The 21530-nt window shown below is 71.8% G+C and carries 17 protein-coding genes and 1 pseudogene; 7 read left to right on the plus strand and 11 right to left on the minus strand.

The window, feature by feature from the left end; all coding sequences use genetic code 11:
• Positions 1-141 precede the first annotated feature (141 nt).
• From ABZX30_RS02835 to ABZX30_RS02850, 4 genes are read left to right on the plus strand one after another with little or no spacing between them, the layout of a single operon-like run.
• Positions 142-1833, plus strand: coding sequence for a stealth family protein (locus ABZX30_RS02835; protein ID WP_355928274.1), 1692 nt, complete (start codon positions 142-144; stop codon positions 1831-1833).
• Positions 1830-2795 (plus strand): hypothetical protein, encoded by a 966-nt coding sequence (locus ABZX30_RS02840; RefSeq protein WP_355927984.1) that lies wholly within the window; start codon positions 1830-1832, stop codon positions 2793-2795. Before ABZX30_RS02835 ends, ABZX30_RS02840 begins: the two co-directional genes overlap by 4 nt.
• A gap of 10 nt (positions 2796-2805) precedes the next feature.
• A complete protein-coding gene (locus tag ABZX30_RS02845; RefSeq protein WP_355927986.1) occupies positions 2806-5676 on the plus strand; it encodes a stealth conserved region 3 domain-containing protein in 2871 nt (956 codons plus the stop codon).
• A 53-nt stretch (positions 5677-5729) separates the two neighbouring features.
• Positions 5730-7697 (plus strand): PIG-L family deacetylase, encoded by a 1968-nt coding sequence (locus tag ABZX30_RS02850; RefSeq protein WP_355927988.1) that lies wholly within the window; start codon positions 5730-5732, stop codon positions 7695-7697.
• 44 nt (positions 7698-7741) lie between these two features.
• Here ABZX30_RS02850 and ABZX30_RS02855 read toward each other — a convergent pair whose 3' ends face one another.
• From ABZX30_RS02855 to ABZX30_RS02865, 3 genes are all read right to left on the minus strand, one after another.
• Positions 7742-7918 carry a hypothetical protein gene (locus ABZX30_RS02855; RefSeq protein ID WP_355927990.1) on the minus strand — a complete coding sequence of 59 codons (177 nt, stop codon included), beginning with the start codon at positions 7916-7918 and terminating at the stop codon, positions 7742-7744.
• Positions 7919-8073: 155 nt separating this feature from the next.
• Complete coding sequence (locus tag ABZX30_RS02860; protein ID WP_355927992.1) at positions 8074-8565, minus strand: hypothetical protein; 492 nt, start codon at positions 8563-8565, stop codon at positions 8074-8076.
• Positions 8562-9362, minus strand: a complete 801-nt coding sequence (locus tag ABZX30_RS02865; RefSeq protein ID WP_355927994.1) for a hypothetical protein — start codon at positions 9360-9362, stop codon at positions 8562-8564. The genes ABZX30_RS02860 and ABZX30_RS02865 overlap by 4 nt, the downstream gene beginning before the upstream one ends.
• Positions 9363-9521: 159 nt before the next feature.
• On the opposite strand from ABZX30_RS02865, the gene ABZX30_RS02870 reads away from it, so the two are divergent.
• Positions 9522-10448 carry an antibiotic biosynthesis monooxygenase gene (locus tag ABZX30_RS02870; protein ID WP_355927997.1) on the plus strand — a complete coding sequence of 309 codons (927 nt, stop codon included), beginning with the start codon at positions 9522-9524 and terminating at the stop codon, positions 10446-10448.
• Between the two features lie 130 nt (positions 10449-10578).
• Here ABZX30_RS02870 and ABZX30_RS02875 read toward each other — a convergent pair whose 3' ends face one another.
• The 6 genes and pseudogenes from ABZX30_RS02875 to ABZX30_RS02900 form a co-directional block, all read right to left on the minus strand.
• Positions 10579-12708, minus strand: a complete 2130-nt coding sequence (locus ABZX30_RS02875) for a 3-hydroxyacyl-CoA dehydrogenase NAD-binding domain-containing protein (protein WP_355927999.1) — start codon at positions 12706-12708, stop codon at positions 10579-10581.
• The gene (locus tag ABZX30_RS02880) at positions 12705-13925 is read right to left on the minus strand and encodes an acetyl-CoA C-acyltransferase (RefSeq protein WP_355928002.1); all 1221 of its coding nucleotides are present in this window, start codon (positions 13923-13925) and stop codon (positions 12705-12707) included. Before ABZX30_RS02880 ends, ABZX30_RS02875 begins: the two co-directional genes overlap by 4 nt.
• 124 nt (positions 13926-14049) lie before the next feature.
• A pseudogene (locus tag ABZX30_RS02885) lies at positions 14050-14196 on the minus strand (LacI family transcriptional regulator); the annotation flags it as partial.
• 117 nt (positions 14197-14313) lie between these two features.
• Positions 14314-15612, minus strand: a complete 1299-nt coding sequence (locus tag ABZX30_RS02890) for a ribonuclease D (RefSeq protein WP_355928004.1) — start codon at positions 15610-15612, stop codon at positions 14314-14316.
• A 149-nt stretch (positions 15613-15761) separates the two neighbouring features.
• Entirely contained in the window at positions 15762-16421 is a 660-nt protein-coding gene (locus ABZX30_RS02895; protein WP_355928006.1) for a response regulator transcription factor, read from the minus strand.
• Between the two features lie 352 nt (positions 16422-16773).
• Positions 16774-17451 (minus strand): DUF3000 domain-containing protein, encoded by a 678-nt coding sequence (locus ABZX30_RS02900; protein ID WP_355928008.1) that lies wholly within the window; start codon positions 17449-17451, stop codon positions 16774-16776.
• A 167-nt stretch (positions 17452-17618) separates the two neighbouring features.
• Between ABZX30_RS02900 and hemE the strand changes: the two genes are divergently transcribed.
• Positions 17619-18647, plus strand: coding sequence for a uroporphyrinogen decarboxylase (gene hemE, locus ABZX30_RS02905; RefSeq protein WP_355928276.1), 1029 nt, complete (start codon positions 17619-17621; stop codon positions 18645-18647).
• A 1-nt stretch (position 18648) separates the two neighbouring features.
• Here hemE and ABZX30_RS02910 read toward each other — a convergent pair whose 3' ends face one another.
• Complete coding sequence (locus tag ABZX30_RS02910; protein WP_355928010.1) at positions 18649-19482, minus strand: rhomboid family intramembrane serine protease; 834 nt, start codon at positions 19480-19482, stop codon at positions 18649-18651.
• Positions 19483-19574: 92 nt separating this feature from the next.
• Here ABZX30_RS02910 and ABZX30_RS02915 point away from each other — a divergent pair, with 92 nt between their 5' ends.
• Positions 19575-19859 carry a hypothetical protein gene (locus ABZX30_RS02915; protein ID WP_355928013.1) on the plus strand — a complete coding sequence of 95 codons (285 nt, stop codon included), beginning with the start codon at positions 19575-19577 and terminating at the stop codon, positions 19857-19859.
• A gap of 258 nt (positions 19860-20117) precedes the next feature.
• Here the strand turns inward: ABZX30_RS02915 and ABZX30_RS02920 are convergent, their stop codons facing one another.
• Positions 20118-21524: an FAD-dependent oxidoreductase gene (locus tag ABZX30_RS02920; protein WP_355928015.1), complete on the minus strand. Its 1407-nt coding sequence runs from the start codon at positions 21522-21524 to the stop codon at positions 20118-20120.
• Positions 21525-21530 lie beyond the last annotated feature (6 nt).

Consider the following 21530-nt stretch of genomic DNA (forward strand, 5'->3'; position numbering starts at 1 on the left):
TGGACGTGGATGGTGCGAAAACCAGTGAGTGGGAACAATCCCGAGGCGAGCGCGCTCGTCTCGACGTACCGGTCGCTCGTGCCGGTCGGAGCCCGGCGGCAGATCGTCCGGCGGGTGCCACGTCCGCTGCGCACCGCGGTGATGCGCTCACTGAGCGCCGCGGACGCCGCACGTTCCGCCCTGGTGGCGGGGGTGGTCGGCAGCGGTCGCCGGGCCGGCGCGCGGCACACTTCCGCGGGACCGCTGCGGGTCGTACGCGCCGACGGCGGTCACCGCTGGGCCGTCGAGGTGCCCGGGATCACCGCCTGGGCCGCGCGGGCGCGGAACCTGCACATCCTGGTCACCCTGCTGGAGGAGGCGGGGATCGACTACTTCTGCGTGCGCGGCACCGCGTCGCCCCACCCCTGCGTGGCGGTCCCGGAACGCCTGCGCCCCGATGTGGAGGACGTACTGCGGACCGCCTGCGGGCAGCACCCCGGCTATGTCGGCGGTGTCGCCCCGGGGCCGGTGCGCCCGGGCGCACCGGCGGCGAGCTGGCGTGCCCTGCGCGCGCAACTCGTGGTGCGCGTCGCGTGGAACGTCTGCGACCCGACCGGGAACCTGGTCTTCGGCCGTGACCACGGCTGTGACATCGAGTTCTGGGCCGAGCGGGAGGGGCGGCTCGTCGCACCCCGCCCCAACCGTGTGGTCGCCGAGGTCCCGGTGGACGCGGGCCGCTGCAGCACCGAGCAGAAACGATTCAGCGCGGTGCCGGCCATGTACACCACCGGACAGGCCCGCACCCTGCCGGAGTTCGCCGCCGCCCTGCCCGACGACCACCTCTTCCCGATCGACGTCGTCTACACCTGGGTCGACGACTCCGACCCCGTCTGGCGTGCCCGCAAGGAGGCGACCCGGCGGGTCCTGGACCGGGGTACCGGCGACGACACCCTGCACGAGCAGGCGGCGAACGACTCGCGCTACGTCAGCCGTGACGAACTGCGCTACTCGCTGCGGTCGATCCACCAGTACGCGCCCTGGGTCCGGACCATCTTCCTCGTCACGGCGGGCCAGGTGCCCTCCTGGCTCGACACCGCCTTCCCCGGGATCAGGGTGGTCGACCACAGCGAGATCTTCTCGGACCCGGCCGCACTGCCGACGTTCAACTCCCACGCGATCGAGAGTCAGTTGCACCACATTCCGGAGCTCTCCGAGCACTTCCTCTACCTGAACGACGACGTCTTCCTCGGCCGCTCTGTGCAGCCCGGGAAGTTCTTCCACCCCAACGGGCTGTCCAAGTCCTTCCGGTCGAACGCGCTGATCCCCTCCGGCCGCGCCGACCCGGCGGACCTGCCGGTCAACGCCGCGGGCAAGAACAGCAGGGGACTCATCGCCCAGCAGTTCGGCACCGTCATCTCCCAGAAGATGAAGCACACCCCGCACGCCCTGCGCCGCAGCGTCCTGGCGGAGATCGAGCAGGTCTACGCGCACGCGCACCGGACCACCCAGCATTCCCGCTTCCGGTCGCCGAACGACGTACCCGTCGTCTCCTCGCTGTACCACTACTACGCGTACCACTCGGCACGGGCGACTACCGGGGACATCCGGTACCAGTACATCGACCTCGCGGACGACCTGGCCCAGCGTCGGCTGGGCACGCTGCTCGCCAGGCGCGACTTCGACACCTTCTGCATCAACGACACCGTGGCGGTCGCCGACCCCGGGGCCCAGGACCGTATGGTCGCGGACTTCCTGAACGCCTACTTCCCTGTGCCGAGCCCCTACGAGCGCGTCACCGGCATACCCGCACCGCGGGTGGCCCCGGCCGCGGAACTGGACGGAGTGGGGGCATGACCACGTCCATCGCGAAGCACGCCACGTCGTCCGGCGGAACAGAGGCCGTGCCGCGCGGTCCGCGCGCCCTCTTCGCCGCACTGCGCCTGCGGCTGATGCTGCGCCTGTTCGTGCCCCTGCGGAAGAACCGCACCGCGCAGCTGCGGTACGCGGCCGTCCTCGATGGCCAGACCGTGAACCTGCACGCGGTACTGCCCCGTTCCTGCCCGCTGCCCGACCGTGCGGCCGTCGTGCTCCGCCGGGGCCGCAGGCGGCATCTCGCCGAGGCGCGCGTGTACCAGGGGCCGGCCGGCGAACTCCTCATGGACGCCGCGATCCTGATGGGCGAGGAGGTCGGCGGCGTGCCCGCCGGGCCCGGACGGTGGAAACTCCGGTTGCGGATGTACACCGGGCACCGGTGCCGCTCGGTGGCGCTGCTGCTGCCACAGCCGCCGGTTCCCTACGAGGGCCCGACCAAGCCCATGGAGGCCTCCCCGATCACCGGCGCACGCCACCGCGTCGGACGCACGGTCACCGGCACCGCCCGGATCGTCAACTCGGCCGCGCGGCCGGCCGTCGAGGTGGTCAAGGTGCACATGTCGCACGCCGGAGTCACCGTCGACTGCCGGGTGCTGGGCACCCGGGTGGACACCCCGTGGGCCGAGTTCGTCGCCGCCGGGCGCCGGATCCGGCAGCCCGTCCGCCCTCTGGGGCCGGACACCTACCGGACCGATGTGCCGCTCGACCGGATGGAGCCACGCTCCTCCATACCGGAGCACTGGGACATCGTGCTGTGCCAGGAGACCGGGCCGTCGCTGCGGCTCGGCAGACGGCTGCACGACGTCCGCAACCCGCGGCGCGTCTTCGCCATGCGCAGCATGGCCATGACCCCGGCCGGCCGCACCCCCGTGATCGTCCAACCGCGCTACACCCCCGCAGGCAACCTCCGGGTCACCTGCACGCGCATGCCCGAGGCAGACTGAATCCCGAAAAGTGAACATCACATTCCTGCTGACCACGGCCGATGCCGTCGGCGGCACCGAGAAGGCCGTGTTCAACCAGGCGTCCGAACTCGCGGCCCGGCACCAGGTCCGCGTCCTCAGCGTCTTCAAGAGCAAGCCCGAACAGTTCTTCCAGCCGGACGAACGCGTGCGGGTCGACTACTTGGTCGACCTCACCGGGGACATGCCCCGGCCGCTGCGGCCCAGCGCCGTGGACGACACGGTGTGGTCCGCTCTGGCCGCCCTGCCCAGCGACATCGTCGACCGGTCCTGGGAGCCCGTCTTCAGCCGGCTCAGCGATGTCGAACTCGAACTCGCCCTCCAGCAGACTGACACCGACGTCCTCATCACCACGACGCCCGCGCTGATGGCGTTGGCGGTCCGGCTCGCCCCGGCCCGGGTGATCACCGTGCACCAGGAGCACCGGGTCTCGGAGCTGCGTGGCCCGACCGGTGAACCCCTGCTGCGGTACGCCGCCCGGCTGGACGCGCTGGCCGTGCTCAGCGACCGGACCCGGGAATGGTTCGCCGAGACCCTCGGCGCCACCGCTCCCCGCCTGGAGGTGGTGCCGAACGCCCTGCCCAGCGGGTTCCGGCCCCGGTCGACCCTGCAGACCCGGACCGTGATCATCGCCGGCCGGCTCGTCGAGGAGAAGCAGATCGACCACGCCCTCACAGCCTGGGCGAAGGTGGCACCGCTCCACCCCGACTGGCAGCTGCGCATCTTCGGGGACGGTCCGCTCAGCGGCGCCCTGCGCCGGCAGATGGACATGCTCGGCCTGCACGACTGCGTGCAGCTCAACAGTAACTCCCGCCATCTGACCGAGGAGTGGGCCAAGGCCAGCATCGCCCTGCTCACCTCGCGCACCGAGGCCTTCGGGCTGGTGCTTGCGGAAGCGCAGGCGGCGGGCGTCCCGGTCGTCGCCTACGACGCGCCCAACGGCCCGCGGGAAGTGGTGATCGACGGCCACACCGGTCTCCTGGTCCCCCTGGGCGACACCGACGCGCTGGCCTCCGCGCTGGTGTCGCTCATCGAGGACTCCGGGCTGCGCCGCCGGATGGGAGCGGCGGCCCTTGCCTCCGCCGGCCGGTTCTCGTCCGCCGTGGTGACCTCCCACTGGGAGCGGCTTTTTTACGACCTCGTGGCGGAGCGGGACAGCGGGCGGCGCGACCTGGCGAAGGCCGAACGCCAGGCGGTTCACGCCTACCTCAGCGGCCCGGACGGCGCTCTGCCGAAGGCCGCGCCCGTACCCCCCGGATCGGTCCGCTCCAGCGCCCAGCGCGCGCTGGAGCAGCGCCTGCTCGAGCGACGGGGCCTGGTGCACGACGGCGGCCAGGTCTGCCGACTGCTGGAATGGGAGTCGCCGTGGGACGTGGTCCAGGCGAACCTCGCGCTGGCCGCGAACGCCCTGGAAGGCGCCGGCATCCCGTACATGGTGGTACGCGACCGCATGGTGCGGCACACCGTCGCCGTGCACGCGGACTACCGCGAGGCCGTCCTCAAGACGCTCGCCGACCGCTACGCGGACGAGCCCGTCTACGCCTCCGTGCTCAGCGAGGGCCAGAAGACGATCGCGACCGGCCTGGTGGCCCTGCTGGGCGACTACGCCGCCATCCCCTGCTCGGGCATCCGCGTGTACCAGAGCGTCGTCTCCCCGTCCCGCACGCTGCGCCTCGGCGCGGTCTACGGCTGCACCATCAGCTTCTGGCAGGACGAGCCGGACGACGAGGACCACCTCAGGGCCCCCACGCGGACCCTGATCGGTGACCGGGTCCCGCACAGCGCCATGCGGCGCAGCACGATGACCCTGGGGGGTCGTCGATACCCCACCCTCGTGGCCTTCAACCAGACGATCGTCGGCGACGTCGACTTCCCTGTGGACGCCGTCTACACCTGGGTGAACGGCGCCGACATCGACTGGCTGGAGCGGAAGAACGCGGTTCTGGCGGCCAAGGGCCTGGACACCCAGGACTCGGCCACCAGCGCCGCCCGCTTCCGAGACCGCGACGAACTGCGCTACTCCCTGCGCTCCATCGACATGTACGCCCCGTGGATCCGGAACATCTACCTCGTCACCGACCGGCAGATCCCGCACTGGCTGGACGTCTCCCACCCCCGGGTGCGCGTCATCGACCACACGGAGATCTTCGGCGACCGGGGAACGCTGCCCACGTACAACTCGCACGCCATCGAGAGCCAGTTGCACCACATCGAGGGGCTGGCCGAGCACTTCCTCTACTTCAACGACGACATGCTCCTCGGGCGGACCGTCCAGCCCGGCATGTTCTTCCTGGGCAACGGGCAGGCCAAGCACTTCCTGTCTCCCACGGCCGTGCCGATGTCCCCGGTCTCGGACGAGGACGAGTTCAACATCACCGCCGCGAAGAACAACCGGGCCCTGATCGAGCGGTCCTTCGGGCACACGCTGACGCACGCGTTCCTGCACGCCCCGTATCCGCTGCGCCGCAGCGTGCTCGCCGACATCGAGCGCGACTACGCCGAGGAGATGACGGCCACGGCGCGCGCCCAGTTGCGCAGCCGCAGTGACGTGTCGGTCGCCTCGTCACTGCACCACTACTACGGCTTCTTCACCCGGCGCAGCGTGCCGGGCAGCATCTCCTGCGGATTCGTCAACATCGGGCTCGCCGAGCACGGCCCGCGGCTGAACCGGATCCTGACCGCGCGCCCCCACGACGTGTTCTGCCTCAACGACTACCACGACGGTGACGTGTCGGAGGAGGAGCAGGACGCCATCCTCGCGGCCTTCCTGCCGAGCTACTTCCCGGTGGCGAGCCAGTTCGAGACGGGCTCCGTACGCAACCGGCGCGCTCGCGCCGGCTATCTGCCCGGATGGCCGCTTTGACCCCTACCGACCCGAGCGAAGAACCCGACCCGAGCGAAGAAGGACGATCCACCGTGTCCAGCCCCGCCTCCGTCCTGCAGATCGTGGCCCACCCGGATGACGACCTGTACTTCATGAACCCCGTGACCTTCCAGGCGATCAAGGCGGGCACCCCCACCACGACGGTCTACCTGACCAGCGGAGACGCCGACGGACGCAACCCCCGGCCCTGGCAGGTCGCGCCCTGCGCCGAGGACCGGGAGGCCTACGCGAAGGCCAGGCAGAACGGCATCAGGGCCGCGTACGGCGCGATGGCCCTCGGCGACCGCACCGCACCCTGGACCGGGTCCACCCTGCCCACCGCGGGCGGCGCCGCCGCCGAGGTCCACACCCTGGCCGACGCGCCCTGGGTCAAGCTGGTGTTCCTCAACCTCCGCCAGCACGGCACGCCCGACGGACCGCCGCGCAGCCTGCACGTGCTCTGGCAGGAGGAGGTCGACCGGATCCCCACGCTCGCGGTGAGCGGCGGCCTGGTGAACGAGCGGTTCTGGTACACGCGCGCCGGGCTGGTGGACACACTGGTCCAGCTCCTCGACCTCGTCCGGCCGACTCTCGTACGCATCATGGACCCGGATCCGGACCGCCTGGTCCACGACGAACGGTTCCCCCAGCACCACGACTTCGGCGATCTCGCCGACCACTGCGACCACACCGCGGCCGGTCTCTTCTCCGCGCTCGCGCTGGACCGCTACCAGGGACCCGGCGAGGGCCGGGCCTTCGTGGTCGAGGCCTTCCGCGGCTACGCCAACGAACGGTGGCCGTACACACTGGGCCCGCGAGCCGTCTCGCTCAAGGAGTACTTCCTCAACGTCTACGGCGCGGCAGACGGATACGACTGCGGCGATCCCGCCGGCAGCGGCGACTACGCGGTCGGCTGGAGCGCGCGCACCACGGGCTGGGTACAGAGCACCACCCCGCGCCATCCGCACGGACCCTGGCTCGGACGCGACGCCCGCGGCCGCCTGACCGCGTTCGCCGTCATCAACCAGCAGGCCGCGGTGTGGCTGGAGACCCAGCCGGGGAACGCCCAGTGGCGCGGACCGTTCTTCCTGGGCGGCGGACCGCTCTCCCCGGGACTGGCCGCGAGCCTGACCCCGGACGGCCGCTGGCAGGTCTTCGCCCGGCGCATGTCGCACCTGGGACCGGACCACTCCCAGCGGCGGGAGATCACGGTGCTCGAACAGACCGAGCGGGACGGGCGGTTCAGCGGGTGGACGATCCTGGGCAACCCCTCGGCCGGCAACCCCGGGCGCGACCGGCATCTGGGCGCGCCGGCCGTCGCCCGTGACGCGATGGGACGCCTGCACCTCTTCGTACGCAACGGCGGGCAGGGTCTGCACACCCGCGTCCAGGAGACCGACGGTGTGTGGGGCGCGTGGACGGACCTGCGCGGCCACGAACTCCAGGAGGGCCTCGCGGCGGTGACCGCGCCCAACGGCCGGGTGGAGGTCTTCGCGGCCAGCCGGGACGGGGTCTTCCACTGGTCCCAGGCGTCGTACGACCGGCCGCTGCGGCGCGGCCCCCGCTTCCGGCTCACGGTCCCCGCCTCGCCCCCCGCCGCCGCCGTGCAGCCCAACGGCCGGGTCATGACGGTCTACCGGCAGCCCGAGACGGGGCGGCTGCTCATGGCCCAGGAAGACGCGCCGGGCGGTCAGTGGAACAGGCCGGCCGTGTCCATCGGTGGACGGGGCGGTTTCGGCGCCATCGCCTGTGCCCCCGGCCCGGACCCGGAGGCCGGGACCCTGGTGGCCACCATCGGCGACCCCGGCGGCATCGCCTACCGCTTCCTCCCCGGCGACCACCCGTGGCAGGAACTCTCCACCGACGACCTCGGCGGCCCTCCGGCCCATGCCCCCGCTGCGGCCTTCGACGCCCTCGGCCGCGCCGTGATCGCGATCCTCGCCCCGGACGGCCGTCTGGCCACAGCCCGCCAGGCCGGACGCGGCTCGATCGGCTTCGGCCCGTGGCAGAAGGTGGGCTGAGCAGGCGCGGCGGGAGCCGTGCTGTGCTCACCGGCTCCGGCACGTCATGGGTGCTGTTCGAGCACGGCGCCTGCGTGGTGCCCGACCCCCCTGCCGCCGGCCCCGTCGAGCAGGCCGCCGCGGTCCTCAGCGAGTTCGGCTCCGTACGCGTCGACACCTCGGCCGGTGACTTCCGCCTCCTCGAACTCAGCGCCGGAGAGGGTCGGCTGATGACGAGCCACGATCCGGACGTCGTCACCTGCGTCCCGCGCGACGCCCCCGAGGGACACCTCCCGCCTGGCCGTCGGCATCCTGGGCCGGTCATGCCGCGACAGCGACAGCGACGGCACGGAGCCGGGAGTCGTCCACGTCGGGGTCGCCCCGCTGTGGCGAGCGCTCAGTAATCGAACGGGGGCGGCACCACCAGCACGGTGACGAACGGCTGGCCCGCAGCCGGCGGGACGGCCTTCTTCTTGCCGCCGGGATACGGGGCCGGCTCGTACTCCGGCCCGGTGGTGACATCACCGTCACCGGTGAGGTGGACCAGCACGGTGGCCGGATCCGGCACTTCGTAACCCCGGGGGCTGGGAAGCGCGCCGTCGCCGGAGCCCTCCACGCCCACGTCGGTGAGGAACGTCGTCCCCGCGCCGGCCTCGCTCGGCAGCGTCACCCGGGCGGCCGAGGAGTCGGGGCCGATGGGGCAGCGCACCGTGTACGGGAAGGGGCTGGTACCGGCCGGGACGGGTGGTTTCTCCCCACCGCCGGCCCACTGCGTCCAGTCGCCGCCGGAACCGGCCGGAGAGGTGCTTCCGGATCCGGCCGGAGAGGTGCCGGGGGCGGGTGGTGCGGTGCCTTTCGCCCACTGCGTCCAGTCGCTCGAGGGAGTCACGAGCTTCCTCCTTCCAGTTTCGCCACCCGCTCGCCGAGTTCCTTGATCTGCTCGTCGAGAGGATGCGCCGCACTGGTCTGCTGACTGCTCTGCTGACTGCTCTGCTGGTACTTCTGCTGGTACTGCTGCCAGTCCGCGGTCGGTTGGCCGTCGCTTGCGGCGCCCTGGGTTCCCAGCGCCTGCGGTCCGACCCCTACGCCACTCGCCCCCTGGTTCATCCCGCCGCCCGCGCCGCCGCCACCGCCGGAGTCGTTCTCCCACTCGAAGCTCACGCGGAACTTGGTCGTTGCGCCGCCGCCTCCGCCGCCGCCCGCGCCGCCCCCGGCCCCGACTTCGCCGGTGTCGGCCTTCGCCTCGGTCCCGGACGGTCCCGTGTCGGTGGTGGTGGCGCCGGGCCAGGTGCTCTCGTCGGCCTCGCGACTCTCGCCGTCCACCACCGCGGCCATCAGCGCCACCGGCGCCTGGACCGTGGTGCCGTCGGCCGCCTCGGCGGTGAACCGGGCGACCGCGGGAGCGCGCGTGGTACCCCGGACCTCCACGGCCGTCGTCCGGCGCTCGGACGGAGCGAGCGGCGTGCCCGGCTCGGGCCGCACGGTGAAGTCACGCGACCCGGGATCGTGGGCGACTGCCGTGCCCTCGCGGGCGACCACGCTCGCGCCCTCGGGCATCGTGATCGTCGCACGCCAGGAGGTCAGTTCGCGCTCGCCCTTGTTGAGGAGACCCAGTTCCATGGTGTATCCGTCAGCTCGGCTGTCGGTGCTGCGCAACGCCGCTGACGCCAGACCCGTGTCAGACATCGGTTCTCCATCGCACCGTGGGATTCCATGCGCTCTGCGGCGCACTGCGGATGGGGTGGACCGGCGTACCCGACAGGGGCCCTTTTGCCACCCTTCGCCCCGATTGCTAGCGTAATTGATGTGGAGACCGCTGCAAGCCGTGGGCATGAGAGCGCCACCGTGTTCCTCACGCAGAGGGTGCGCCAGGGTCGCGAGAGCGATTACCAGCGGTGGCAGGACCGGCTGACCGCGCTGGCGCGGGACTTTCCGGGCTTCGAGGGTCAGGAGATCTACCCGCCCGGTGATAGCGCACAGCACGAGTGGACCGTCACCTACAGTTTCACGCAGGCCGACCAGCTCACGACCTGGCTGAACTCTCCCGAGAGACAAGGGATGTTGGACCAGGGACGCTCCTTTTTCGAGGGGCCGGAGACCCAGGAGGTGCTGGTCGGTGAGCCTCCGGTGCAGAAGGGCGTGACGGTGGTCGTCTCCCATCACATCGCCCCCGGCCGGGAGCGCGACTACTTGCACTGGCAGCACAAGCTGGAGAAGGTCCAGGAGAAGTTCCCGGGCTACATGGGGCTCGAACGCTTCCGGCCGGTACCGGGGATCGAGGAGAACTGGGTCGTGGTGTTCCGGTTCGACACCCGCGAACACCTCGAGAACTGGCTCGGCTCCGAGGCGCGCAGGAAGCTGCTCGAGGAGGGCGCTGATGCGGTCGGCTCCTACGAGGTGCGCCGGGTCGGCTCGGCGTTCAGCGGATGGTTCGGCACCGAAGGCGACACCGGCAAGGTGGCCGTTCCCAACTGGAAGCAGGCCATGGCCGTGTTCCTGGCCATCTATCCGGTCGTCGTTCTCCTGTCGCGGACGGTGAACAACGCGCTCCTGGCTGCTGGACTCCCCGTGTACGCGATGCTCTTCGTCAGCAACATCGTCAGCGTCGCTCTGCTGACCTGGGCGGTGATGCCGCTGGTCAACCGGCTGTTGCGGTTCTGGCTGGCTCCCGCGCCGACAGCCGGGAGAGGTACGGACGTGCTGGGCACTGTGGTGGTCGCGGTCGGCTGCCTGGTGTTCCTGGCCCTGGCGCCTCTGGCATGGAGGTACTGATCCGGTCGCACGGGAACGATTCCGCCGGCACGCCGATGCCCGGCGCACCGGTCGGTGCGCCGGGCATCGTGGGTCCGTACGGAGTTCACCGGTCGGCCGGTCGTACGGAGTTCACCGGTCGGCCGGTCGGCTACGCCGGGACGCCGGCCACGCCAGGAGCCAGGAACTTCCTTCCGTTCACGCGCTCCGAGACGCCCTCGCGGTCCAGGTACGGCGTGATGCCGCCCAGGTGGAAGGGCCAGCCGGCGCCGGTGATGAGGCAGAGGTCGATGTCCTGGGCCTCGGCGACGACACCCTCGTCGAGCATCAGGCCGATCTCCTGGGCCACCGCGTCGAGGACGCGGGCGCGTACCTGCTCCTCCGTCAGGACCGTGTCGCCCTGCTTCAGGAGCGCGGCGACCTCCGGGTCCAGCTCGGGCTTGCCGCTGTCGTAGACGTAGAAGCCGCGCTTGCCCGCCTTGACGACGGCGGCGAGGTTCTCGGAGACCGTGAAGCGGTCCGGGAAGGCGCGGTTGAGGGTCTCCGAGACGTGCAGGCCGATCGCCGGGCCGACCAGCTCCAGCAGGACGAGGGGAGACATCGGCAGGCCGAGGGGCTCGACCGCCTTCTCCGCCACCTCGACCGGCGTGCCCTCGTCGATGACGTTCTGGATCTCGCCCATGAAGCGGGTCAGGATCCGGTTGACGACGAACGCAGGAGCGTCCTTGACCAGGACCGCGGTCTTCTTCAGCTTCTTGGCCACGGCGAAGGCGGTCGCGAGCGACGCGTCGTCCGTCCGCTCGCCGCGGACGATCTCCAGAAGGGGGAGGACCGCCACCGGGTTGAAGAAGTGGAAGCCGACGACCCGCTCGGGGTGCTGGAGCTTCGACGCCATCTCCGTCACGGAGAGGGAGGAGGTGTTGGTGGCGAGGATCGCGTGCGCCGGGGCCACGGCCTCGACCTCCGCGAACACCTGCTGCTTGACGCCGATCTCCTCGAAGACCGCTTCGATGACGAAGTCGGCGTCCGCGAAGCCCTCGGCCTTGTCCAGGACGCCGGTGACCAGGGCCTTCAGCCTGTTCGCCTTGTCCTGGCCGATGCGGCCCTTGCCGAGCAGCTTGTCGATCTCGGCGTGGACGTAGCCCACGCCCTTGTCGACGCGCTCCTGGTCGATGTCCGTGAGGACGACCGGGACCTCCAGGCGGCGCAGGAAGAGCAGGGCGAGCTGCGAGGCCATCAGGCCCGCGCCGACCACGCCCACCTTGGTGACCGGACGGGCCAGGCTCTTGTCCGGGGCGCCCGCCGGGCGCTTGCCACGCTTCTGGACGAGGTTGAACGCGTAGATGCCCGCGCGCAGTTCGCCGCCCATGATGAGGTCCGCGAGGGCCTGGTCCTCGGCGTCGTAGCCCTGCTGGAGGTCGCCGTTCTTGGCGGCGGCGATGATGTCGAGGGCGCGGTAGGCGGCCGGGGCCGCGCCGTGCACCTTGGAGTCCGCGATGAAACGGCCCCTGGCGACGGCCTGGTCCCAGGCCTCGCCGCGGTCGATAGCCGGGCGCTCGACGACGAGCTCACCCTTGAGGACGGCCGCCGTCCAGATCAGCGACTGCTCGAGGAAGTCGGCGCCCTCGAAGACGGCGTCGGCGATCCCGAGCTCGTAGACCTGCTGGCCCTTCAGCTGCTTGTTCTGGTTGAGGCTGTTCTCGATGATGACCGAGACGGCCTTGTCGGCGCCGATCAGGTTCGGCAGCAGCGTGCAGCCGCCCCAGCCGGGGACCAGGCCCAGGAAGACCTCGGGCAGCGAGAAGGCGGGCAGCGCCGCCGACACCGTGCGGTAGGTGCAGTGCAGGCCGACCTCGACGCCGCCGCCCATCGCCGCGCCGTTGTAGTAGGCGAAGGTGGGGACGGCCAGCTTCGACAGCCGCTTGAAGACCTCGTGGCCGCCCTTGCCGATGGCCAGCGCGTCCTTGTGCTCCTTCAGCAGCTCGACGCCCTTGAGGTCGGCGCCGACCGCGAAGATGAACGGCTTGCCGGTGATGCCGGCACCGACGATCTCGCCGTCCGCGGCTTCCTTCTCGACCTGGTCGATGGCGGTGTTCAGGTTCGCCAGCGAGGCCGGGCCGAAGGTGGTCGGCTTGGTGTGGTCCAGGCCGTTGTCCAGGGTGATGAGGGCGAAGCGTCCCGTGCCCAGGGGGAGGTCGAAGTGGCGTACGTGCGCCTGCGTGACGACCTCGTCCGGGAACAGCTCGGCCGCGCCCTTCAGGAGTTCAGCGGTGGTGCTCACTTGTCGCCTCCGTCGAAGTGCGGGTTCTCCCAGATGACCGTCGCGCCCATGCCGAAGCCGACGCACATGGTGGTCAGGCCGTAGCGGACGTGTCGCTGCTCCTCGAACTGGCGGGCCAGCTGCGTCATCAGGCGGACGCCGGAGGAGGCCAGCGGGTGGCCGAAGGCGATGGCGCCGCCGTACTGGTTGACGCGCTCGTCGTCGTCGGCGATGCCGTAGTGGTCGAGGAAGGCCAGGACCTGGACGGCGAAGGCCTCGTTGATCTCGAAGAGGTTGATGTCCTCGATGGACAGGCCGGCCTTGGCGAGGGCCTTCTCGGTGGCCGGGATCGGGCCGTAGCCCATGACCTCCGGCTCCACGCCCGCGAAGGCGTAGGAGACCAGGCGCATCTTGACCGGCAGGCCGTTCTCGCGGGCGAAGTCCTCGGACGCGATGATCGAGGCGGTGGCGCCGTCGTTCAGACCGGCCGCGTTACCGGCGGTGACCCGGCCGTGCACGCGGAACGGCGTCTTGAGACCGGCGAGGTTCTCCAGGGTCGTGCCCGGGCGCATCGGCTCGTCGGCGGTGACCAGGCCCCAGCCCGTTTCCCCGGCCTCCGGGCTGGTGCGGCGTACCGAGATCGGTACCAGGTCGGCCTGGATCTTGCCGTTGGCGTACGCCTTGGCGGCCTTCTCCTGGGAGCGCACGGCGTACTCGTCGGCGCGCAGCTTGGTGATGTGCGGGTACCGGTCGTGCAGGTTCTCCGCGGTCATGCCCATGAACAGGGCGGACTCGTCGACCAGCTTCTCCGACACGAAGCGCGGGTTGGGGTCCACGCCCTCGCCCATCGGGTGACGGCCCATGTGCTCGACACCGCCGGCGATGACGGCGTCGTACGCGCCGAACGCGATCGAACCGGCCGTGGTCGTCACGGCGGTCAGGGCGCCCGCGCACATGCGGTCGATGGAGTACCCGGGCACCGACTGGGGCAGACCGGCGAGGATGCCGGCGGTGCGGCCGAGGGTCAGGCCCTGGTCGCCGATCTGCGTGGTCGCGGCGATGGCGACCTCGTCGATCTTCTTCGGGTCGAGCCCGGGGTTGCGGCGCAGCAGCTCCCGGATCGCCTTCACGACGAGGTCGTCGGCGCGGGTCTCGTGGTAGATGCCCTTCGGGCCCGCCTTGCCGAACGGGGTGCGGACGCCGTCGACGAAGACGACGTCCCTGACGGTACGAGGCACGATGGCTCTCCTCCAGGGTGCGGGATGGCACTGCTGCGGCGCGCAACCGCTGAGCGCGCGCTCAGCACCCATGCTACTTGTGGGTAACGTAGCTGCCCAGTCCCACCGGCCCAAGCGGTGAAGGTCACACCGACGGCGGTGCGGTCGATCCCCGTGGCGTCGGCACCGGTGTGGGCACCGGATGGGTCCCCGGGCCGCCGCCCCTGATCACCCCGAACAGGGTGCGGGCCGCGTCCGCGCCGGATCCGTGTACGTCATGGCTCATCGCGGAGAAGACAGAACCGTGCCATGCCGTCCCGAGATCTTGGCGCGATATCGACGTCCCCGAGGGCCGCGGGGGACTGCGCGACCCGCCACGGACGAGGCGCAGCCGCCGCACGACAGGCCCCTACGGCGACTCGGTCCCCGTGGCGGCCAGCGCGGCGACGAGCACCGGCGTCACCAGTTCCACCTGCCAGGCCCGCGCACCGTACCCGGACAGCGCGGCACCCACGGACTCGTCGTCCACACTCTTCGGCGGCTCCCAGCAGAGCCGCCGCACCGTGTCCGGGGTGATCAGATTCTCCTGGGGCATGCCGAGCCGCTCGGCCAGCGAGGACACCCCCGCCCGGGCGGCCGACAGGCGCGCCGCGGCGGACGGGTCCTTGTCCGCCCAGGCCCTGGGCGGCGGCGGCCCCGCGACCGGCTGTCCCGGCTGCGGCAGCTGGGCTTCGGGAAGCGCCCTGGCGCGGTCCACCGCGGCCTGCCACTGCTCCAGCTGCCGCCGTCCCATCCGGTGACCGAATCCGTTCAGCCCGGCCAGGGCGTGCACATGGGCCGGCAGGGCGAGGGCCGCCTCGACGATGGCGGCGTCGCTGAGCACCTTGCCCGGGGACACGTCCCGCCGCTGGGCGATCCGGTCCCGCGTCTGCCACAGCTCGCGCACGACGGCCAGCTGGCGCCGGCGGCGGACCTTGTGCATGCCGGACGTACGGCGCCAGGGGTCCTTGCGCGGCTCGGCGGGCGGCGCGGCCGCGATGGCGTCGAACTCCTGCCGCGCCCACTCCAGCTTGCCCTGCCGGTCCAGGTCCTTCTCCAGCGCGTCGCGCAGGTCGACGAGCAGCTCGACGTCCAGCGCGGCGTACCTGAGCCACGGCTCGGGCAGCGGCCGGGTCGACCAGTCGACGGCGGAGTGGCCCTTCTCCAGTACGAAGCCCAGGACGCCCTCGACCATCGCGCCGAGACCGACCCGTGGGAAGCCGGCGAGCCGACCGGCCAGCTCGGTGTCGAACAGGCGGCCGGGAATCATGCCTATCTCGCGCAGACAGGGCAGGTCCTGGGTGGCCGCGTGGAGCACCCACTCGGTGCCGGCCAGCGCGTCGCCGAGGGCGGACAGGTCGGGGCAGGCGACGGGGTCGATCAGTGCGGTCCCGGCCCCCTCGCGGCGCAGCTGCACCAGATAGGCGCGCTGTCCGTAGCGGTAGCCGGAGGCGCGTTCGGCGTCGACGGCGACGGGGCCGCTGCCCGCGGCGAAGGCGGCGACCGCCTCGGCCAGCGCGGTCTCGTCGGCGATCACCGGGGGGATGCCCTCGCGGGGCTCGAGCAAGGGGACCGGCGCCGCCGTCGCAGAGGATCCGCCGTCGTCCGGAGGGGTTCCTCCGGTGGTGCGCAGTGGCATGTCTGCTGCGGTCTCTTGGGCGTCGGTCACATGTCAAGGGTATCTGTGTGTGGACAGCGCCCGTCGACGGAACGTTCCGTCGACGGGCGTCGGAGGGTCGTAATCCAGTCAGGAATCGGTCGGGCGGGTGAAATGCCTGGTTCACATGGGCGAACGGTTATGAGGTCAGTGGACGAGGGTCAGTGGATGATCCCGGTGCGCAGGGCCACCGCCACCATTCCGGCCCGGTCGCCCGTGCCGAGCTTGCGGGCGATGCGGGCGAGGTGGCTCTTGACGGTGAGGGCGGACAGGCCCATCGAGACGCCGATCGCTTTGTTCGACTGGCCCTCGGCGACCAGGCGCAGCACCTCGACCTCCCGGCCGGACAGTTCGCGGTAGCCGCCCGGGTGGCTCGGTGCGCCCGGGGGGCGGCGGTGCATACGGGCGCCGGCGCCGATGGGGGCGGCGCCCGGCCGGGTGGGGAGCCCGATGTTGGTGCGGGTGCCGGTGACGACGTAGCCCTTGACCCCGCCGGCCAGGGCGTTGCGCACGGCGCCGATGTCATCGGCGGCGGACAGTGCCAGGCCGTTGGGCCAGCCCGCGGCGCGGGTCTCGGACAGCAGGGTCAGGCCGGAGCCGTCGGGAAGGTGGACGTCGGCGACGCAGATGTCGCGGGGGTTGCCGATGCGGGGACGAGCCTCCGCGATGGACGAGGCCTCGATGACATCGCGCACACCGAGCGCCCACAGGTGGCGGGTGACGGTGGAGCGGACGCGCGGATCGGCCACGACCACCATGGCGGTCGGCTTGTTCGGGCGGTAGGCGACCAGGCTTGCGGGCTGCTCGAGGAGAACGGACACCAGGCCTCCTGGGGTGCGGGGACGGGGCCGGCTCGTGGGGATGAAGCCGGGACGAACCGTGATTTCAAGGTCACAGTCGTCTTCGGCACCAAACCCGCTCGCCTTTAGGAAATGATCACGATCCGGTGAGTAACAATCCGTGCAATTCGGACACGCGGTCGATCATCCGAAGACCGGGTGGGTTCGAGCGGGTGCGATTCGAGTTCCGAAAGTGGCCGTATCGACAAAGAGATGGTCAATGAAGGGTGCGTCGCGCGACGGCCCGTCAGACGCGAACGCCCCACCGGTGATGCCGGCGGGGCGGAGGGACCGCGGGGTCGGTGGGGCGTTGAGGTCGGTGAGGCCGGCGGGGTCAGCGGGACTGCGGCCCCCTGCGCTGCGGCAGGCTCACCACGGACGCGTCACCGGGGGCGGCCGGCGGCAGGCCCGCGACCTGGGCCAGCAGATCACACCAGGACGCGAGGTGGGCGGCGGTGTCCGGCACCCCGCCCATGCCCTCGCGGGGCGTCCAGGAGGCCCGGATCTCGATCTGCGAGGCGGCGGGCCGCTCGGACAGCCCGCCGAAGTAGTGCGAACTCGCCCGCGTGACGGTGCCGCTCGGGTCGCCGTACCCGAGCCCGCGCGCCTGGAGGGCGCCGGTCAGCCACGACCAGCACACCTCGGGCAGCAGCGGATCGGCCGCCATCTCCGGCTCCAGCTCGGCCCGCACCAGCGTCACCAGCCGGAAGGTGCCCCGCCAGGCGTCGTGCCCCGCCGGGTCGTGCAGCAGCACCAGACGGCCGTCGGCGAGGTCCTGGCCGCCGTCGACGACCGCGGCCTCCAGGGCGTACGCGAACGGGGCGAGCCGCTGCGGGGCCGGTGCCGGGTCCACCTCGACCTGGGGCCGCAGCCGCGCGGCCCGCAGCGCCTCCACCGCGGCCCGGAAGGCCGGCGGAGCCGCATTGCCGTCGTTCCGGTCCGCCTCCCCCGTGTCCTTCTCGTCGTCCATCCCGCCAGCGCCGTCCGACAGTCGTCCCTGAGCCGCAGCCATGCGGGGAAGAGTAAGGGGAAGCGGGGCGTCGTGCGGGGCAGACACCCCGCGCCGCCGGCCGCCGCACCCCGGCGGGACTCCCGGCGCCGCCGTGCGAGACTTTCCCCGTGAGTGCCAATGAGACCGCCCATGAGACCTCCACGGGCCGGCAGCCGACCCGGCCGTCCCTGACCCACGACTCCGCCTTCCTCAAGGCGTGCAGGCGCGAGCCCGTGCCGCACACGCCCGTGTGGTTCATGCGGCAGGCGGGGCGCTCCCTGCCGGAGTACCGCAAGGTGCGCGAGGGCATCCCGATGCTGGAGTCGTGCATGCGGCCCGAGCTGGTCACCGAGATCACGCTCCAGCCGGTGCGCCGGCACAACGTGGACGCGGCGGTCTACTACAGCGACATCGTCGTCCCGCTGAAGGCCATCGGTCTCGACCTCGACATCAAGCCCGGCGTCGGCCCGGTCGTCGAGCAGCCCGTCCGCACCCGCGCCGACCTCGCCCGGCTGCGTGACCTCACCCCCGAGGACGTCTCCTACGTCACCGAGGCGATCGGCCTGCTCACCCGGGAGCTCGGCAGCACGCCCCTCATCGGTTTCGCGGGCGCTCCGTTCACCCTCGCGAGCTACCTGGTCGAGGGCGGCCCCTCGCGTACGTACGAGAACGCCAAGGCGATGATGTACGGCGACCCCGAGCTGTGGGCCGACCTGCTCGACCGCCTCGCGGACATCACCGCCGCCTTCCTGAAGGTGCAGATCGAGGCGGGCGCCTCGGCGGTGCAGCTGTTCGACTCCTGGGCCGGCGCGCTGGCCCCCGCCGACTACCGCCGCTCGGCGATGCCCGCCTCGGCGAAGGTCTTCGAAGCCGTCGCCGGGTACGGCGTCCCGCGCATCCACTTCGGCGTCGGCACCGGCGAGCTGCTGGGGCTCATGGGCGAGGCCGGCGCGGACGTCGTCGGCGTCGACTGGCGCGTCCCGCTGGACGAGGCCGCCCGCCGCATCGGCCCCGGCAAGGCGCTCCAGGGCAACCTCGACCCGACCGTCCTGTTCGCCCCCACCGAGGTCGTCGAGGCCGAGACCCGCGTGGTCCTCGACGCGGCCGCGGGGCTGGAGGGGCACGTCTTCAACCTCGGCCACGGAGTCATGCCGTCCACCGACCCGGACGCGCTGACCCGGCTCGTGGAGTACGTGCACACCCGCACCGCCCGCTGACCTACCAGGTCTGCCAGGTCTGCCGGGGCCGGGCCCGCCTGCCGAACAGCAGGCCGCGCGGCTCCGGCGGGGGCGGGGTGCCGGGCTTGAGCGGCCAGGCGAGCAGCATGCCCGCGAGGAAGCCGACCACGTGCGCCGTGTAGGCCACCGTGCCGGCACCGGACACGCCGTGCCCGGAGGAGTACACCGCCTGGAGCCCGAACCAGAAGCCGAGCACCACCCAGGCGGGCAGCCGCAGCGGCAGGAAGATCAGGAACGGGACCAGCACCCACACCCTGGCCCTCGGGTAGAGCACCAGATAGGCGCCCAGGACCCCGGCGATCGCCCCGGACGCGCCGATCAGCGGGTCGGTGCTGTCGGCGTTGAACAGCGCGAAGCCGTACCCGGCGGCGTAGCCGCAGACGACGTAGAAGAGGAAGTACCGGACGTGGCCCATCCGGTCCTCGACGTTGTTGCCGAAGATCAGCAGGAACAGCATGTTGCCCAGCAGGTGCAGCCAGCTGCCGTGCAGGAACATCGCGGTGAACACCGACAGCGGCGGCGACTTGTCGTAGCGCGGCTGCCCCACGACGCAGCCCGGGCCGTGCGGGCCCAGGCCGACGTCGCCCGTGGGCACCACCCGCGGCATCTGATGGTGGATCAGCTCTCGGGGCACGGCCGCGTAGTGGTCCATGAAGGCCTGGAGATGGCACAGCTGGGCCAGATCGCTGCCCCCGGCCACGGACCCGGCTATGCCGGGCGTGGACAGGAACACGAGGACGTTCGCGGCGATGAGCGCATACGTCACCCAGGGGGTGCGGCGCACGGGGTTCACGTCATGGACGGGGATGACCACACACAAGTACTGCCCGCGATGCGGCGGACGAATCGGTGAACACCGCCGGGCGGATGTGCGTATCTCTCGTCAACCGACGTGAGGATCAGGCGATGAACGACCGAATCACCCCTCCGATGCACGCCACGCCCGACGGCGAGGCGGAGCTCTCCCTCGTGGTGCGGCTCCCCTGGGAGGACGTCGCGCGGCTCGGCCAGGAGGCGGGACGGCTGGCCGCGCAGATGCAGCGGCCGGTGACGCTGGACGAGGCGGTGAGCCAGCGGCTGCGGTCCTCGAGGCCGTCCGCGGCCCACGCCAAGCCGGCCGGGGAGCAGTCCGCGGCCGTGACGTCCAACACCTCGGTGACCTCGCTGCCGAGGATCAGCGGCACCGCCTGAGCCCCCCTCCTCCACGGACGCGCTCCCGCACCCGGGCTAGGGCCCGTCTGACGATTCCCGTCTGCCGCGCGGCGCCCTGCACGCTCCCCCAGAGGGGGTGCCCCCACTCGCCGCACCGGGCACACACACCCAGGTACATCCCGCACGTGGGTGCAGGCCCGGCACTCCCCCGGCCTTCGGCCGGGGGGGACCCCCGGAGCACGCACCTGACGCCGCGCGGCCGCCCTCCGGGCGACGACGGGAAGGGTCAGACAGGCCCTAGCCGGCGCTAGCCCGCACCTTCGCCGCCGCCTTTCTCGCCGCCACCAGTACCGGGTCCCACACCGGTGAGAACGGCGGGGCGTAGCCCAGGTCCAGGGACGTCATCTGTTCCACCGTCATGCCCGCGGTCAGCGCCACCGCGGCGACGTCGACCCGCTTGCCCGCGCCCTCCCGGCCGACGATCTGCACGCCGAGCAGCCTTCCCGTGCGGTGCTCGGCGATCATCTTGACCGTCATGGGGGAGGCGCCGGGGTAGTAGCCCGCCCGGCTGGTCGACTCGACGGTGACCGTCTCGAACCTGAGGCCGGCCCGGCGGGCGTCCTTCTCGCGCAGCCCGGTGCGCGCGATCTCCAGGTCACAGACCTTGCTCACGGCGGTGCCGACCACGCCCGGGAAGGTGGCGTAGCCACCGCCGGCGTTGGTGCCGATGACCTGGCCGTGCTTGTTGGCGTGGGTGCCGAGCGGGACGTACTGCTCCCGGCCGGAGACCAGGTTCAGCACCTCCACGCAGTCACCGCCGGCCCAGATGTTCTCCTGGCCCCGCACGCGCATGGAGAGGTCGGTCAGCAGGCCGCCACGGGCGCCGAGGGGGAGGCCGGCCGCACGGGCGAGCGTGGTCTCCGGGCGGACGCCGATGCCCAGGACCACGACGTCCGCGGGGTGTTCCGCCGCCTGGGTGGCCACCGCGCGGATCCGGCCGTCGTCACCGGTGAGCAGTTTCGTCACCTCGGCGCCGTTCACCATGGTGATGCCGAGGCCCTCCATGGCCCGGTGCACGAGGCGGCCCATGTCCGGGTCCAGGGTCGACATGGGTTCCGCGCCGCGGTTGACGACCGTCACCTCGAAGCCGCGGTCGATCAGCGCCTCGGCCATCTCCACCCCGATGTAACCGGCCCCCACGACCACCGCACGGCGGCCGCGCCCGCGCGTGCCCGCCAGCGTGTCGAGGAGGGCCTGGCCGTCGTCCAGGGTCTGCACGCCGTGCACACCGGGAGCGTCCACGCCCGGCATGTCGGGGCGGACCGGGCGGGCTCCCGTGGCGATGACGAGTTTGTCGTACGACGTCCATGACTCGGCGCCGGAGTCGACGTCACGCGCGCGTACCCGCTGCCCGGCCACGTCGATCTCCACGACCTCGGTGCGCATGCGCAGGTCGATCGCCCGCGCGCGGTGCTCCTCCGGGGTGCGCGCGATCAGCTGGTCGCGTTCGGGTACGGCGCCGCCCACCCAGTACGGGATGCCGCACGCCGAGAAGGAGGCGAAGTGGCCGCGTTCGAAGGCCACGATCTCCAGTTCCTCCGGGCCCCGCAACCGACGTGCCTGCGACGCCGCGGACATGCCCGCGGCGTCCCCGCCGATCACGACCAGTCGTTCCGTTCCGCCCCGCCCACCGCTCATGCTCATGCGAAC

The sequence above is a fragment of the Streptomyces sp. NPDC004542 genome, assembly GCF_040610035.1.
GTDB lineage: Bacteria > Actinomycetota > Actinomycetes > Streptomycetales > Streptomycetaceae > Streptomyces.

Excerpts from the sequence above, each read along its gene's own strand:
- ABZX30_RS02920 (WP_355928015.1), bottom strand. The coding sequence starts at position 21,524 with ATGAGCATGAGCGGTGGGCGGGGCGGAACGGAACGACTGGTCGTGATC.
- ABZX30_RS02835 (WP_355928274.1), top strand. The coding sequence starts at position 142 with ATGCGCTCACTGAGCGCCGCGGACGCCGCACGTTCCGCCCTGGTGGCG.
- ABZX30_RS02900 (WP_355928008.1), bottom strand. The coding sequence starts at position 17,451 with ATGGCTGCGGCTCAGGGACGACTGTCGGACGGCGCTGGCGGGATGGAC.
- ABZX30_RS02865 (WP_355927994.1), bottom strand. The coding sequence starts at position 9,362 with ATGTCTGACACGGGTCTGGCGTCAGCGGCGTTGCGCAGCACCGACAGC.
- ABZX30_RS02915 (WP_355928013.1), top strand. The coding sequence starts at position 19,575 with ATGAACGACCGAATCACCCCTCCGATGCACGCCACGCCCGACGGCGAG.
- ABZX30_RS02840 (WP_355927984.1), top strand. The coding sequence starts at position 1,830 with ATGACCACGTCCATCGCGAAGCACGCCACGTCGTCCGGCGGAACAGAG.